General features: G+C 42.3%; 13 protein-coding genes. 1 reads left to right on the top strand and 12 read right to left on the bottom strand.

Annotated features, from left to right (window positions below):
* Positions 1–126: 126 nt before the first annotated feature.
* Positions 127–960: an AraC family transcriptional regulator gene (locus tag AB4623_RS13245; protein ID WP_102332999.1), complete on the bottom strand. Its 834-nt coding sequence runs from the start codon at positions 958–960 to the stop codon at positions 127–129.
* Between the two features lie 237 nt (positions 961–1,197).
* On the opposite strand from AB4623_RS13245, the gene AB4623_RS13240 reads away from it, so the two are divergent.
* The gene (locus tag AB4623_RS13240) at positions 1,198–1,536 is read left to right on the top strand and encodes a hypothetical protein (protein ID WP_012604479.1); all 339 of its coding nucleotides are present in this window, start codon (positions 1,198–1,200) and stop codon (positions 1,534–1,536) included.
* Between the two features lie 67 nt (positions 1,537–1,603).
* Here the strand turns inward: AB4623_RS13240 and AB4623_RS13235 are convergent, their stop codons facing one another.
* The 11 genes from AB4623_RS13235 to AB4623_RS13185 are packed head-to-tail and all read right to left on the bottom strand — an operon-like array spanning position 1,604 to position 14,922.
* Complete coding sequence (locus tag AB4623_RS13235; RefSeq protein WP_372146612.1) at positions 1,604–3,022, bottom strand: DUF4832 domain-containing protein; 1,419 nt, start codon at positions 3,020–3,022, stop codon at positions 1,604–1,606.
* A 38-nt stretch (positions 3,023–3,060) separates the two neighbouring features.
* Entirely contained in the window at positions 3,061–3,432 is a 372-nt protein-coding gene (locus AB4623_RS13230) for a hypothetical protein (RefSeq protein ID WP_170964679.1), read from the bottom strand.
* Between the two features lie 49 nt (positions 3,433–3,481).
* Positions 3,482–4,588, bottom strand: a complete 1,107-nt coding sequence (locus AB4623_RS13225; RefSeq protein ID WP_372146610.1) for a glycosyltransferase family 4 protein — start codon at positions 4,586–4,588, stop codon at positions 3,482–3,484.
* Positions 4,585–5,796, bottom strand: coding sequence for a glycosyltransferase family 4 protein (locus AB4623_RS13220; protein WP_372107296.1), 1,212 nt, complete (start codon positions 5,794–5,796; stop codon positions 4,585–4,587). Before AB4623_RS13220 ends, AB4623_RS13225 begins: the two co-directional genes overlap by 4 nt.
* The gene (locus AB4623_RS13215) at positions 5,793–6,791 is read right to left on the bottom strand and encodes a glycosyltransferase family 2 protein (protein WP_102333004.1); all 999 of its coding nucleotides are present in this window, start codon (positions 6,789–6,791) and stop codon (positions 5,793–5,795) included. Before AB4623_RS13215 ends, AB4623_RS13220 begins: the two co-directional genes overlap by 4 nt.
* A complete protein-coding gene (locus AB4623_RS13210; RefSeq protein ID WP_102333005.1) occupies positions 6,788–8,164 on the bottom strand; it encodes a capsular biosynthesis protein in 1,377 nt (458 codons plus the stop codon). Before AB4623_RS13210 ends, AB4623_RS13215 begins: the two co-directional genes overlap by 4 nt.
* Positions 8,161–9,372, bottom strand: coding sequence for a lipopolysaccharide biosynthesis protein (locus tag AB4623_RS13205; protein ID WP_123301820.1), 1,212 nt, complete (start codon positions 9,370–9,372; stop codon positions 8,161–8,163). Before AB4623_RS13205 ends, AB4623_RS13210 begins: the two co-directional genes overlap by 4 nt.
* On the bottom strand, positions 9,372–11,591 hold the full coding sequence (locus tag AB4623_RS13200; RefSeq protein ID WP_372146608.1) for an exopolysaccharide transport family protein: 2,220 nt from the start codon (positions 11,589–11,591) through the stop codon (positions 9,372–9,374). Before AB4623_RS13200 ends, AB4623_RS13205 begins: the two co-directional genes overlap by 1 nt.
* A gap of 13 nt (positions 11,592–11,604) precedes the next feature.
* Positions 11,605–12,207 (bottom strand): polysaccharide biosynthesis/export family protein, encoded by a 603-nt coding sequence (locus tag AB4623_RS13195; RefSeq protein WP_372050168.1) that lies wholly within the window; start codon positions 12,205–12,207, stop codon positions 11,605–11,607.
* A gap of 11 nt (positions 12,208–12,218) precedes the next feature.
* Entirely contained in the window at positions 12,219–13,523 is a 1,305-nt protein-coding gene (locus AB4623_RS13190) for an outer membrane beta-barrel protein (protein ID WP_102333008.1), read from the bottom strand.
* The gene (locus tag AB4623_RS13185) at positions 13,507–14,922 is read right to left on the bottom strand and encodes an undecaprenyl-phosphate glucose phosphotransferase (RefSeq protein WP_123301823.1); all 1,416 of its coding nucleotides are present in this window, start codon (positions 14,920–14,922) and stop codon (positions 13,507–13,509) included. Before AB4623_RS13185 ends, AB4623_RS13190 begins: the two co-directional genes overlap by 17 nt.
* Between the last annotated feature and the right edge of the window lie 342 nt (positions 14,923–15,264).

Genomic DNA, 15,264 nt, shown 5'->3' with positions numbered 1-15,264 from the left:
GGAGTTGAGTCGGTTCGATTGTACAAACTTGCTCGATTTCATGCCCCTCTGTTTGCCGCACTTAACCGTACTTAACTGCACTTAACTGCACTTAACACAAGTTGGCCATGCCTTAGCCATGCAAGTTTAGAGCATTTTGATGTATTGCCCCGGCGTGTAGCCATTGGCCTTTTTGAAGTGTCGATGAAAATGGCTTTGATCATGAAAACCACACTCTTGCGCGGTATCTGAAATGGTATGTCCTTGTTTCAATAACTTACGCGAAAGCCTTAACCGAGACTGGATTTGATACGCATGTGGCGGAAGACCAAACTCTTTTTGAAAAGAACGCACTAAGTGAAACGGACTCAATGCCGCTAACTTAGACAGCTCCTCTAGGGACACATCGGCTTGTGGAAAATCATCTAAGAACTCTTTCACCAAGACAAGCTGGCGCTGAGTTTTTCCGTCGAGTTGAGGGTTAAGCGGCGATTTTCCGTGTCGGCTAATCAGTTTAACCAACATCCCGTACATCAAGGTCTCTCTTAACAAGCGATTGTCAGATTCATCAATCGTGTTAAAGACTAATCTCAATTGATTGGCGAGTTCAGGATCTTCAACAACCGCTCTTGGGAAGTAAGGCGCCCCGTAATTGGGTAGGTTTAGCTCTTGAGTGATCTTGGCAAGTTGATCTGGGAGTGGATACATGGCTCGATACGCCCAACCGCCTTCAGTGGCAGAGTGACCGCTATGAACTTCGTCGGCATTGACCAGAATAATCGCATCTTGTGGTGCTATATGATGCCCGCCCGTTCGATAGAAACGCTGAGCGCCCTGCTCGATGACTCCCAGCGTATAGCCCTCGTGGCTGTGGCGCGAGAAGTTCTGCTTTTCGTATTCAGCATTAAGAATTTCAAGGCCGCCGAGCTCTTCGGTTATCTTATATTCGGCCTTTTCTTTAGAGCGTTTATTGTTCTCCATAACAATTCCTAAGCCTGTTAATTATCGAGCGACTTATCAGTCTACTCTATTGTCTCTTTCAGCTTTTGTACAAAATTGCGCATTTGTTTGTTAATTCTGTTTTTATCGTTGGCTTAATAACGCCTTCTAACTGGGAGGAAAGTCTTGGTCTATAACTAGTTGGCGAGAAATTGACAAATTAGTGGGGCAATCATGGCAATACTCTCTTCAAATCATCGGCAACAGATCTGATACACCATGAAAAATACGCTAATCCTTTTCTTTTTCCTGAGCCTAACTGGGTGCACTCATAACCAATCAAAAGCACTGAGCATGAACTCCTCGCCAGTCAATACGTACCCTCAATCCATGTCGAACCTGCAACTGTGCGACACCTTGTATTACGGGCGATCAAGCAACCAGACACTCGCAGCAATTGGCAGTGAGTTTAATCGAAGAGGATTATCAAAGAGTTGGTGTGATACCGAAACCAACAAGCTTTATCTAACAAAGACAATTGATTGGGTTGCTGACCAAGTCGAAGACAAAGAAGATTCGGAGGAAGAAGCGTCTGCCGTTGTGTTGCCTGCGAATTAGATTGAGTAATCAGGGCTAACCAGACCATCTTATCTAGCATGCATTAGAAGAGTAATGACAATTGTCATTACTCTTCAATGATCACTTCACTTAGCCGATACCAACCATCAGGCTGTTTCCCTATATTTGCCAAATTCAAAGGTTTACTGTCACGACCTTCACTCACTGCTATTTCGATATAATAATGACCGACATTTAGATCTGTCGGCAATGAGAAGTTCGCAATAGATTTATAATCTCCAGGGAGCCAAGCTTCGCTACTTGTACTATCTTTTGCAAACGAAACCACCTGACCGTTGCTGTTTACTAATCGATAATACGCATAATAAGGTTGGTATGTTGGTGCGACTCCATCGTTAAAAATATGAGCTTCCAGAGAGAGGTTTTTCCCCATCGACAGGTAAGCTGAATGACGAATCGTATCGACTCGAAAGCGATATCCAATTTTTAGCAACGCATTATCTAACAAATCGCGGTACTGTTCGGGAATTGGCTTCGATTTCAAGTTTAGGCTACTCGCATGCTGATTAATCGCCCAGTCTAATGAGGCAGCCACTTGAGCTCTTGTGTAATGTTGTGTGGCTAGCCAACCATGCATGTCACCACAGACTTCAAAACTAACCGGCTGGTGCTGCCAAGCCGTATCAAATATTGGTGTTTGCGAGTTTGCTTGTTGAATTCGATACGGGTAGTCATCATTCATATGACTCCAAGTAGGGCCAAAATTATGCCAATCGCCCCAGCAATCGGCACGCCAGCCAGCACCTTTTTCTATTGCGTATGCGAAAGAATCCCCCCCGTTGATAAGCATTAATTTTGCAGTATTTGGGAATGCTGAAAAGTGCAGATCAACGAACTTATTTAACTGGTGTTCTGAATACCTACTAAATAGTGGTTCAAGCTCTGGAAAGTTGCTGTTATGCCACTCTCCCCAAGAACCCACCATACCTATGTCAATCTGAGCAAGCCGCGAGTCATTATCGTAACGTTGCCCATAAGCACTAAGTAATTTTTCTACATAGTATAAATAAGTTGGGTCATCGAGATCGGCTACGAAAGTTTTTCCATTTTGAACCCACTGCCCTTCGATACCTTTATCGATGAGCCATTGTGGAATTTTTGTTCCTGAGAATGGTTCATCAAGTGTCATAAAACGCAAAGCTACTCGCTTTGATTGCTTGGCATTCTGTTCAAGCAAGTCATCAATGAGAGAAAAGTTATATTCACCTTCGCTTGGCTCAAGTTCACTCCAATAATACCGGTAGTATCCCATTCCCGAGACAGGATATTGCTCAAGAGTTAGTACGGTACCCCACCCGTCGTGAAACGTTTCAACCCCCATACCTGGATTAGAGATAGGTGTATTGAGTGCCGTGATTGACGTCACTTTATCCCCTACTTCGTCAGCATAGGCGTATGAGGTAACAAAGAATACTAACGATAATAGGTATAGCCATGAGCACTGCCAGTTAGTGACTTTTTTCACTTGTTTATTTCCTATCATTTATCACTCGAGTTCAACCCTTATAGTGATTGAAACCAGTCCCATATACCTAGTGAAAAGCTCTCGAACAGATCGATACCCAGTGCAGACTTTAACAAATACAATGCCAGTAGAGCGAGCATCCCCCCCGCAAGGACAAAGGTAGTTAGCAATACCGTTGTAGCATAGACTAACCATTTAGACTCACCTTGACGCTCTGCTGTACGACGATCACGCCCACTCAACAGCACGACATAGTAGCGCTTGCCAAACCAAGGAAAGCTTTTACGGATATCAACGGAATGTTTTGCGACTAAGCCAACTTGATTAACTGCTTTTTCAATAGCTTGCCTTTGTTCTTCACTCAAGCTTTGTTGCGTTTCTTGCTGTAAAACTCGGTAAAATTGAGTCACTGCCCGGCTCTTATTAGGCTCATCCGTATCATTGTTTTTATTAAGACGATTAGTCACGCTTGCTTCCCAACATGTTATTGTAAACATCCACCGTTTGATCAGCGATTTTATGCCAGTCATATCGTTCTAAAAAGTGTTGATAGTCTTGTAGAGGCATCACACTCCTTTTATTTATTGCCTGTGATAATTCATCTATATTTTTGACTGGGTAATAGCAATCAGATTCAAGTCCAACCTCACTGTTTGGCGCAATATCGCTAACCACCACGGGTAAGGAATATGACATCGCTTCTAGCAGTGCAATAGGCAGCCCTTCATGATAAGAAGGCATTACGAATAGCTTAGCTTGAGAAAATACAACTTGTAGATCCTCCCCTTTGAGAAAACCGGTCAGTATCACGCCTGGGGTGTCTTTCGCTGCTTGTTTTAATGAGCGACTGTATTCACTTTCATGATCGGAATCTCCGATCAGTACGAGCGGCATATCAAGCTTGGATTTTGCGTAGGCTTGAAGAAGATCATGGAAGCCTTTTTCTTCAACAAAACGTCCTACCGCGACAATATATCCTCGCGCACTTAACTGGTAGCGCTCCAATATAGATGATACGACATCAACAGGCAGAGACTTAGCCGGGTTAACTCCATTATAAATAAGATGTGCATCATCTCTTTGATAAGATTGCTTAATAAGGTCATTAATCACCTCTGATATGACAATGACTTCATTGGCATATTTAACGGCAAAACGCTCACCGAGCTTCAAAACAATCTTTGCTAGCTTCCCCCATTTCTCACGCTGATAATCTGGACCATGATGGGTGAATACCACTTTCTTTCCAATCAAGCGTAACAGTGGCACGACTAACCCAGGGCCGATCGCATGAACATGCACCACATTCGAGCCATCCGTTAAGGTAGAAAATGCCGCAATAGTCGAGTGAACGATAGCTTCTAACGATGTCTTTTTCGGAGCCCACCGTGCTTTGGCCGCGACCCCTTTATAACTCCTCGTTTTATAAGCGACATAAGGAGAACGAGCGATAACCTCTACCTCAAATCCTTGCTTAACAATAAGAGGGTAAAGGTGCTGACAGTGAGTTTCGACTCCTCCTAATACATCAGGAATACCACGCGTCCCTAGTACGGTTACTTTCATGATTGCTCACCCAATAAATTTTGATACAAATCGACCAACTGCTGATGATGTGCTCTCAATGAATAGCGCGACTCTAAGCGTTGTCTTGCTTGTTCACCATAATACTTTGTAAGCTCTGGCCGTATCGCAAACTCATCCATCACATTGGCAAGATCATGGGCATTACCCGCTTCAAATAAACGCCCCTCTTTTCCATCTCGAACTTGCTCAGGGATACCTCCAATATTTGCACCGATAATAGGCTTCCCGTACGACATAGCTTCAAGCACTGACATAGAACAGTTTTCATAGCATTCCGAAGGGACAATAACTGCACTAGCTTGTTTTATGAGTAAATGTAAATCCGGTCCCGTTTTAAAACCTAGCCACTCGACCTTACTCTGTTTCCCTGATAGGGAGTCTGCAAGTGGTCCTGTACCGGCTATTTTTAATGGTATAGATTGGTTAGACAACTCGTAAGCCGCTACCATTGTCGCCACGCCTTTTTCCTGACTCAACCGCCCTAAATATAAAAAATATCGATGATCTGCCACATCTTGCTGATCAACGTTCTCGTCAATGCCATTCACTATGACCTCAATTCTATTATTAGGGAGCTTACGACGAATGATATTGGCTAAAAACTGACTAGGTGAAACTATCACATCCAGTGATTGATAGTTCTGAGCAAGCGATTGATACAACGCCTCCACAACAAGCAAGCCACTTTTAAACCATGATCCTTGTTGGCAGCGATATCTTAAAGCGTTAAAAACACTTCCTTGTAAACACGCTTCACAGGTGTGTCCATCACGATACATAGTATAGCTAGGACAGGCTATTTTAGTATCATGAGCGGTGAGCACCGTTTTACATCCGGCTTGCTTAGCAACCTTGATAATTGAGGGAGTTAGCTGGTGATAAATGTTGTGAAAGTGAACGATATCGGGTTGCTCAGTAGTAATCAACTCAGAAAGCTTTTCACACGCTTCTGCGTTATGTACAAACCGCATTGCCGTTTTCAACGCGCTGAGTAAAGTAGCATTGGCGTGATAATCCACATTATCGACGAAACTAGCACTGTAATCAGATACCAAGTTGTCATTGTGAGCCATTGAAAAGTCGATAACCGAAAACCCTCGATCCATCAACATTTCTCTTTCTTGAAAAAAGACCGTTTCAGCGCCCCCCTTTAAGAAAAAAAACTTATTCACCACCAATACTTTCATGACACATCTCGCTCTAACACTTTATGTGACGGTGGTTGATTTGGGTCTTTAATGGGCAACAACAAACCATTTACCAATCCGGCTGAAAATACGGTCAAATTAATAATGCTCTGCGCACCGTCCTTTATTGAGCGGTTTTTAAACGCTTTAGCAGCAAAGAAAAGCATCAATGGCAACAGGCTAATGGTCAACAACGAAACATTACCCACCAGCAAGGCCAAAATTAACCAAGCAAGATAGCAAGCAAAGATCAACTCATTACGCACCACACTCACAGCTTTTCGAAAGTACGCTTTACCAAACGCGCTCTTTAGCAATTCGCCTGACGCAAACAAATAACCACGATTCCATCGGTAGCGCAGTAACGTTAACGTCGGCATATCATAAGAAGTATGATGGAAAAACGGGGTATCCAAACGATGCAATTTGTAACCAGCATGTTCGAGTCTCATACCAAGCTCGGCCTCTTCATAGGCATGCAATGTGCGATGTGTAAGATAACCTATATCATTGATTGCACTCGCCCGATACAGCCCTCCCCCGGCTAAATGACTACAATCACCAGTAGGGTATATTTTGTGATGCCTTTGTTGGCGAGATTTAAATTCGTAGCTATTCGCTTCATCCATTTCAACCGCCCCCGCCACAGCGGCGTAAGCCGGCTCTTTTTCCAGAAATGCTATCGCCGCATCAATGAACCCGTCTTGTAAACGCATGTCACCATCCAATAACAATAGATAGTCACCAGTGCTGTATAAATAGCCAAGTTGATGGCCTACGCCGCAGCAACGATCATTAGCGTTGATTAACGTCACGACTTTAGCGCCATTCTCTAACGCAATTTTTTGCGTATCATCATCAGATAAGCTATCGGCAACAATGACATCATATTGATAATTCTTTAGCTGACTTTGAACGCTTTTAATCGTTGCAGCAATACCACCTTGTTCATTGAGTGTTTTTATAATCACGGTGATTCTAGGTAAAGAACTCATAACCTTGCCCCCGATTGAATAACAGTCTTGCGTATGATTAGACTTCCGCCAAGTGAAAAATAGAAAAGGAACTGCAACATAGGCACCAACATTAAAATTTGGCTGTAAGGTAAGCTTAATAAACCTGCAAAACTAAATGCAATAAACGCAGGTTGCCAAGAGAGCAATTGAATGTCTTGCATCGATAACTGCTCACGTTTTAGCACTTCCTTGGGCATTGACACCTTTAGCGCCAATAAAATTGGACATAAAAATAGGACTAACCCAACGACACCAAATTCCCACAACATCATGCTTAGTGACGTAGAATCTAGGAGGACATTAAATATTTGATTCAAGAAACCTGGAGCTACCGAACTACCGTGGTTGGTTGCATTTAACCCATAACCAAACCACACGTTAGACCATCCATAAAGCTGACTATTATCCAACCAGAAAAATAGCGTGGTCATCCGCCCTAATTCTCCCGTTGGTAAGATGTAATTTGAGTCATATATATACTCTAAAGAATCCCAAAACACCTTTAAAGCACTGTGGTCAGGGTCGGTATCAAAAGCGCTTGCGTAAGAGGCAGCAAGGACAACTATTGCCAATAAAACTAACAATCCCATGGTACAAACCATAAGAAGCACTTTCTTAATATCCTTTTGCCTAACGCCGTAAACATAACTAGGGCACAGCCAAACAAATATTAAAAGTATAGGAGCAAGCAAAATGACGAACTTAACTTCACCAAGAACGCACAAAATAAACGCGGCAACAATATGCAGTATCATGTTAAGCCGACTAACTACACCATGCCTAAATTCAGACAATTTAAGGAGCATGACAAGTAAACAGAATAACCCTAATGCTGCCGTGTTTCCCCCGCCCATAGGGTCACCACCGAAAGTCCCTACCACAGAGTCCCACTTTTCAAATTCACCTTTCAAAGCGACACGTTGTGGGACAACAACTAAAATCTGATACAAGATAACTGGGAATTGTAGATAGAAAATCCAATATAGCATCTGCACCACGCGGTAAAGCTGCGACTCTCGGATAAACCCCAATAGTAAGCATAGAAAAATAAGCGACAATGCAAGTTCGTTCTTCCAACCTACAATGGTCACCGTCAGCCCATTTTGTAGAACTGTCGACGCTAAGATCAACGTATAGGCCCCCACCAACAACAATGTGAGTACTGTTTCTATATTATCTAACTTAACCGCTTCATAATTGGTTTGCATCAATAGCAACAAAACCATCGCAAAGGCAGCAACAAATGGCAGCCAAAGCACTGCGCCGACACCAGTCAGATACTGTACTAGCCCACAAGCAACTAACGTTACAAACGTGTATACCTGCAAAAACAGACCATTATTTATCTTCAAGTAACCTCCATCGTTCGACGAAGTCGCACAGCCGTTTTATTCACTTCAAAATAAATAAACAGGTATCGAATAGAAGACAGTAGGGCGAAGGCAATAACCGAGTATGCATAATCACTTATAAAAAATGGCAGCGCACCAAAAGCCAATACCACCACCATAAGTTGCTCAAGCTGAATGCGAAGGAAATACTTGGGAGAGCCATAAACCAACTCAAGAACGGTCAATGGGCACACCGCTAGCGCCATAAACAAATACGGTAGCATATAGCGAGAAGTTGGCACTGAAGCGACCCATTCAGCGCTAAACCCTAATTGCATCACTATGGGGTAGAAAATGAAAACTCCAAGCACCGCCGTAGTCCCCATAGCAAAGAGTAACCGGCGCACCTTGGAAAATTCAGCGTAATTAAACTGATTGCGTCTAAAGTCGACAGACCAAGTGGAAAAAATAGAGTTTCTTACAGCGTTACCAATGATAACAATAGGCGCTAAGCAAAATCGGCTAACTACGGCGTAATAACCGGCTACAACAGGACTGAACCACACGTTAATAAGGATAACGGGTAAATTATTATTCACCATCGCCAAAATCTCAGCGCTCCCAACTTTGACAATATGATGTTTGTGCTTACGGAAAAACAGTGACAAGGATGAAAGCGAGAATTGCTGTAGATTCATCACGTTTCTTGGTAGAGAGTAACCAATACATAGCAACATACACACTAGCAACGATGCTCCCCAAGCCCAATAGAATGCACTCAAGTCTTCACTGACAGCAATAAGTAACAACACTAACATCGAAATCGATGTTCGCTGTAAAGCTAGTGACTTCATTTTTTGAACTCTCAGCAGTAGATTCTCAGAGATCAAAACCCATGCATGTGCCAACGTTAACATCAGAGTTTGAAGAATGGGACGGTCAAACAAACATGCAATGCCCATAGAATAAATGACCGACGCACAAACACTAAATAACAAGCAAAAAGAGACATTTTGCCCTAGCTCGTTACTCTGTTGTTTTGGCAATAGCAGCTGTGATGCAAACGTACAAACTTGTGCTCCGATTAAGGCAATACTGTACGTTAACGCGTATGAGCCGACTTCCGACATCCCGTACCAATGCGAAATCAACCATATCGAACCAGCCCCAATTAACTGAGACAATATCGATGATGTCGCAATAGTGGAAATGCTTTTAAGCAAGCTCACTAAGAGCCCTCGATATTGAGTAAATCCATACTACCTTGAGCAATAAAACGCAGAGACTCTTCACCCACAACTCGGTCATCACTCACTTGATTGAGTACTCCAAAAGCTCGCTGGTCCAACAACGGCGACAACTTATTTAGTTGATGCTTTATTTCATTCGCCGTATGTTGATCAGATTTGACCACGACAATCAAGCTATCCAAAAAGCGCAATAGGAGCTGTGCATCCTTACTATCATTCAGAGCTGGAAGCTTTATGATGACAGATTCAAAACGCTGACAAAGTGCCAACAATGCAGATTCACATTCTGGGCGAGCAAAAAAAGTTAATGGTGATTCAGCCAGGGTACCAGGGGCGATATAAGACAATCCCTGTGATATTGGCATAATGACTTGCTCAATATCGAGTTGTAGTGCTTCTTGTAATGATGAAGACTTGTTTTCATCACCTATTTGTACCGAACTCAATTGGCTAAACACCAAATGACTAAACCCAGCAATTTCTTCCTGTACGTTAAACTTAGGGGAACTGCAGTGACTGTCCGCAACAATATCTCTTGTAAATTCGCCTTCTCCACGATAATCCAAATCAAGCAGTAAAGTTGGTTTCACTTCACTGACCGCAGCAGCTAATAATAACGCCGTCGTCGTTGCACCTTCTTGTCGGTATGACGATACGACACCGACAAACTGACTACTTGGGCGAGCTAAAGATAATGCGGTATAAGCGCCATTTCCGATCTCGTTGGCATATTGGTTGGAACGAATTTGCTTACCTAACATCCATGTCGACATCGGTTCACTTGTAAATGAAGGCATGTCAGTTAGTGGAATTAATCCAAGCTTTGCTTCCAGCTGTGCAAGAGTTGTTATTGTTTGCTTTGTGGCTGCTCGAATAATGACAACCAAAGCACTAACTAGCATTGTCATAATACTTATCATCACGACTAACAATGGCTTGTTGGGTTTCGCTGGACGCTCACTAGCCACCGCGGGATCATAAATTCGTGCATCTTGCTCTCTATACGTCGTATTAAGAGTATGCTCAGTAGTACGCAGATAAAGCTGCTCATACAGCGATTGCTTTTGAGTAAGATCTGCCATCAAGCCATCATAATGATCACGCTTATCTGCAAGTGCAAAGAAGTCTTTTTTATGCAGAGCTAAGAGCGCTTTATAATGATTTTCTTTGATAAGTTCTGCTTGATATTTTTGCTGAAGCCCTAATTTTAGCTCATCAAGCAGGCGTACAGTTTGCTTGTGAATCACCTCAATTTCAGCATTGGCCTCAAGAACTTTAAGGTGTTTAGGTCCATATCGTCGATTAAGATCTGATAATTTCCGTTTTGCTTGTATAAGTGCAATTCTAAGATCTTGTAGCTGAGGGTGGGAGGAGAAGTCAGGCAACGAGGTGAGAGTCCCTGTATCACCTTTCATATATTGGCTCACCAATTCATAATTAGCTTGAGCAGCTAAGCGCCTCTCTTTTGCATCCGCCAATTTATTGGTAATAATCCCAAGTTCTTCTGTTTCAAAACCATCAACACCTCGGAAGGTCAGTAACCCCTCGCTTTGCAAAAATGCGTCTATTTCTTTCTTTTGCTGACTAATTTGTTGTTTGAGTACACCTAGCTGTTGCGTATTCCATCGTTTAGCTTGCTGGGTTTTAGCAATTTTTTGCTCCACCGTATAATCAATAAAAGCTTGTGCCACTGCATTTGCGATTGTTGAAGCTTGTTGTGCGTTCGTAGATTCATAAGACACATAAACTAATTGAGTTAAGCGGACTGAAGTAAATGTTAGGTGTCGCTTCAACTCTTTAACCGCATGGTTAATGCGTAGCTCTCGAGGCAGTGTCCAATCGCCATTGCCAGTTAACGTTGAACCATTAAACTCTTCATTTTGTTGCAGTTCTAACGCTTCAACAGCTTTAACCAACACGACTCTAGATTGCATTAGGTTAAATTGCGTTTCATAGTACTGTGAGCGAGCAGAGTCATAATCTTCGATCGGATCAACCGGAGAGACATTGTCCGATTGCGCTTTAATCAATACTGTCGCAGTCGAGACATACTTAGCCGTCATCGACCAAATCACTGGCAGGCTTAACCCCGTTACAACTACTGTAACCAGCAATAGCTTAAGCCCATGAATTTTCAGAGCAGCCAAAAACGGTGCAAAGTTAACATTACTTTCTAAAGGTTTACCACGTTCTACCATTACTTTTATCACCTTAGAAAAAGCTCTTCTCAACAATAACAACATCGCCGGGATAGACAGAGTGTGTCATCTCGACTTTTTTTATCATTTCTTTTTTCCCTGAAGGGCGAATGTTAATATCACCTCTATCAGCCCGATCAGTGAAGCCACCGGCCATAGCAATCGCTTGTTCTACAGTAAGTTGGGGCTCATATTCGTAGCCATTAGGGTTTTCAACTTCCCCAAGAAGGTAAAATTTACGGAACCCTTCCATAGTAACGGTCACCATTGGCGAGCGAATAAACCCAGCTTTCAAACGAGTTTCAATATCATGCTCTATCGAGTCTGTCGTTTGTCCTGAGAGCTGTACTCGACCTATATAAGGAAAATTAATATCACCACGCTTGCCTATCTTTAAAGACATCGACATTTCTTTCTCCCCATACACCCAGATTCGTATCTGGTCCCCTGGCCCCAAAAGGTACTCTCGAGTCTCACTGTTAGCCGGATGATGGCTATTTTCAAGAGTCATGGAAGTAGTATTTTTCACTTCTTTTTCAGGTGCTATCGTGTTTGCGGCTGCAGCAAAACTAATACAGCCCATCAACACACAGTAACCTAATAACAGTAGCTTTATTTTTTTCATCTCTAGATCTGTACCTTTAGTGCCAATCCAATTGTGTTTTTGTCATAGCCAAGTTTACGACTCACCGAGGATTGGGAGTTATCTCCGATGAAAAACACGACTTCATCCTCGCTCGAACGTTTGCGGGCGAACTGATAGTTCAACTCAAGCCTAATAGAAGGCCGAAAATCATATCCTAACGTGACTGACGCAACGTCTAGATCATCCTTTCTATCATTCTGTTCTACCCGATAGTCATCGACTTCTCTTCCATAATCAACCGTAGTACTTAACCTCTCGACCCACCAATGATGTTCCCACGATAGACCGACCTTAGTGTTAAGAATATAACCACCTTCTTCCGTTGGGTCTTTGACTCTACGCCAACCATATAAAGACCACTTCGAATGCTTGAGTGGTTGCCAGTTAATATTGGCGTCCCAATTTAAACCACTGAACGATTGTGCCTCTCTGTTATTCGGAAAACGCTTGTACAACCAAGCTAAATCAGTCTCTATTAACAGCTTTCCCGTTCTTTGGGACTTCAAACCGATAAGCGCATAATGTTCACTCGAATCCTTAGCCGAATTCGCTTCATAGCTTCGTAGGTTACTAATTAGACTGTATCGAAAACGAGTCCGCGATGAATACTGGTCGAACAATTCAGCAGTTATAGTATTTTCGTTCCATTCCTGCTCCTTTATATAATGGTAGAAGTCACTAGATGCGCTTTGAACTTCGTCCAACTCATCAAACGCTATATCTTTAACCTGCCACGCAAGGTCTAATTTCCCCCGCCCCTCAGGCGCACCATAGCTATATCGTATCTCACTATTTAAGAACCGGTTTTGTAACGGTGTATTCACTCCAAAAGACGTAAACTGAGTAGGATTGAAACCTTCCGTTAGCTCTGTCCCCCGTTCTTCATGCCCCCAATCTTGCTGGATAAACCAATCAAGACCGTGCTTAAGCCCGAACCTCAACGAAGATCGAAACATTAAAAAATGGTCGGTGTAATCATCATCGCTTGCACTGTCGTAGCGTGAATAATCACCAGAATACACCAACACATAGCGGTCCTCTCCACGCTCGCCTACTGCACGCAAGTACGGTGTTAATTTGGTGTAAGCTGATGCAATCTCGTTCATAGGGTTAACTTGGTATGTCACATTTGAATCCTGACCATACTCAGCGCCAACTTCTGACTGGACATCGATACCCGCTACTGAGATATGCGACTTGGGAGTAAGCTCTGCATGACAAACTTGGCTAACAAAACCAAATAAAACTACAGCGCTGATACTTAGTAGGCTAGTACGCCTTTTCACTAACAAACCCTTTAAATACCGTTAGAAACACTATTTTAATGTCCAACCAAAGCGACCAGCTCTGTAAGTAAACGATGTCATACTGAACCCGTTTACTCATTTTATCGACGGTTTCTGTCTCTCCACGATAGCCATTAATTTGTGCCCAACCTGTTATACCTGGCTTGATTTTGTGTCTAATCATATAGTTAGAGACAATCTTTCGATATTGCTCATTGTGAGCAACTGCATGAGGTCTTGGCCCTACGATAGACATTGAACCTTGTAAGACATTAAAGAATTGAGGAAGCTCATCTAAAGATGTTCGGCGAATAAACGCACCAAACTTTGTCACTCTTGGGTCTGAATGCGTTGCTTGTTTAAAATCGTCCCCGTTCTCCATCACATTCATAGAGCGAAATTTCCATACCTTGATCTTTTTTCCACCCAGACCATAACGATCTTGTTTAAACAAGATGGGACCTTTAGAACTGAGTTTGACTCCGATTGCCACAGCACAAAGAACAGGCGTAATAAGCAACAAAATGAGGCTAGCTAAGACAATATCTTCGATACGCTTGATCACTCCACCTATCCCATCAAATGGAGTACCAAAGATACTTAACGTTTGTACATTACCAACAGACTTGAATTGGGATGCTGATAGGTTATAGCTATACAGATCGGGAACCATAAAAGTATCGACGGTAGTATCAGATAAAAGTGTCAGACAACGAGTGATTCGCTCTTTTGCAATCATAGGTAACGCAATGTAAACCTCATCAATCTGGTTGTGTTGCGCTTGTTCTATCAAAATATCTACAGTGCCAACATAACGAGATTTAATCATATATCCAAACCGTTCTTCCTTACGGTCGTCATACAGTTCAATCTCTATGTCCTGGCTCCTATAATAAATCAGCAATTGCTTCTCCAAAGCAATTGCTGCTGGTGATAGCCCGACAATCGCTATTCTCTTTACCTTTTTGTACTTTTTAAAACACGAACGATAGATCGTAAAAGCAATAACTCGAATTAGAATGGTTGATAACATAGCGCTAGCAAACCAGATATAATACAAGCCATTGTTAAAGTGACTTATTTGACTTCCGACTAAGTCTTCTACGTTATATTTTACGATCTCCATTGCGATCAAAGTAAAGAAGGCTGTCGCAACAATTCGAACAATTGAAGAATCGAGGCGCCGACGTACATGAACACGATATAAATGACAATACTCGCCGAATAACAAAAAGAATGTCGCGACAAAAAACGCCGCTGCCACATCGATTGCGGTTTCATCAACAAATACCGTATTGACAATAACTGCTAAAGACAGATTTATTAGTAAAAAGTCTGTGGCTTTAAATAATGGTGCGTAGCCGTCTTCTGCAATTTTCAGAGCTTGTTTTGTATTCATAAACAAAAAAGACACCTCGAGACATATCGTTAACTGTATTCATTTGATATTAGCCAATTTCTCTCCAATTTATGTGACTTAAACATAAATCTACGAGTTGCCCGCATAGAAGTATAGTAAACACGCTCCAGTCTTATTAAAGATATAGATGTTCATATTTAACTTTTATCAAACTCTCTCTCAGTAAAGGGTACACTATGCACCATAGCCATTAAAGAGCACCTTCAGTCGTATATTGGTTTTATTCGCGCGATCTAAGAAAATTGACAATCTACTAACTAAAACTTTGAAGAATTTCGCGAGATATAATCTTAAGAATATCAATAGACCATTAATTTATAT

The sequence above is a fragment of the Vibrio sp. 10N.222.52.C12 genome (genome assembly GCF_041474215.1).
In the GTDB taxonomy this organism is placed as follows: Bacteria; Pseudomonadota; Gammaproteobacteria; order Enterobacterales; family Vibrionaceae; genus Vibrio; species Vibrio crassostreae_C.
Note: the sequence above shows the minus strand (reverse complement) of the source record. Positions and strands in the feature narration are given on the sequence as shown.

Coding starts and splice junctions, on each gene's coding strand:
- AB4623_RS13245 (WP_102332999.1), bottom strand. CDS start 960: ATGGAGAACAATAAACGCTCTAAAGAAAAGGCCGAATATAAGATAACC.
- AB4623_RS13200 (WP_372146608.1), bottom strand. CDS start 11,591: ATGGTAGAACGTGGTAAACCTTTAGAAAGTAATGTTAACTTTGCACCG.
- AB4623_RS13185 (WP_123301823.1), bottom strand. CDS start 14,922: ATGAATACAAAACAAGCTCTGAAAATTGCAGAAGACGGCTACGCACCA.
- AB4623_RS13240 (WP_012604479.1), top strand. CDS start 1,198: ATGAAAAATACGCTAATCCTTTTCTTTTTCCTGAGCCTAACTGGGTGC.
- AB4623_RS13220 (WP_372107296.1), bottom strand. CDS start 5,796: ATGAAAGTATTGGTGGTGAATAAGTTTTTTTTCTTAAAGGGGGGCGCT.
- AB4623_RS13215 (WP_102333004.1), bottom strand. CDS start 6,791: ATGAGTTCTTTACCTAGAATCACCGTGATTATAAAAACACTCAATGAA.
- AB4623_RS13225 (WP_372146610.1), bottom strand. CDS start 4,588: ATGAAAGTAACCGTACTAGGGACGCGTGGTATTCCTGATGTATTAGGA.